Below are 566 nucleotides of genomic sequence, written 5' to 3'. Positions count from 1 at the left end.
AGTGGCCCTTGGTTGATCCAGTATTTTATTGATGAACACATTGCCAAAGGCGACTACTCTCGTAACGTATTGATTGCTTTAGCGTTGGGCTACGTGTCACTTCAAGTCATTTCAGCAACGTTCCAATATCTTCAATCGTTGCAATTTAGCATGGTGGCAACGAACACGATCAAAACCATTCGCAAGCAAGTGTTTTCGGGAGTGATCAAACAGCCACTTTCTGCGTTTGACTACACGCCTGCTGGTAAGCTTGTTTCTCGAATCACGAATGATACAGAATCACTTCAGCAGTTTTACGAGTTGTTAATCGCGACCGTGGTTAAGAACGTTGTGATGATCGTGGTAATGTTGGGTGTCATGTTCTTCATGAGTTGGAAGTTGACGCTGGTTGTTCTCGTCCTGTTACCGATCGTAATTGGCTTTATGTATCTGTTTAAACAACTCAGTACCGAGAGTTATCGCAGAATGCGTGACTTGCTCACGGACATTAACGCCAACTTAAGCGAATCAATCCAAGGGATGAGCGTGATTCAGCTGATGCAACAAGAAGAGCGCTTTAACAAACA

Annotated in this window: 1 protein-coding gene; it reads left to right on the top strand. The window is 43.8% G+C overall.

What is annotated here, in order from left to right:
* A partial coding sequence (locus R8N47_RS27275) for an ABC transporter transmembrane domain-containing protein (protein WP_318186374.1) occupies positions 1-566 on the top strand: 566 nt, incomplete at both ends.

This window comes from Vibrio sp. 2132-1, from assembly GCF_033344315.1.
This window is presented reverse-complemented; position numbering and strand designations above follow the sequence as displayed.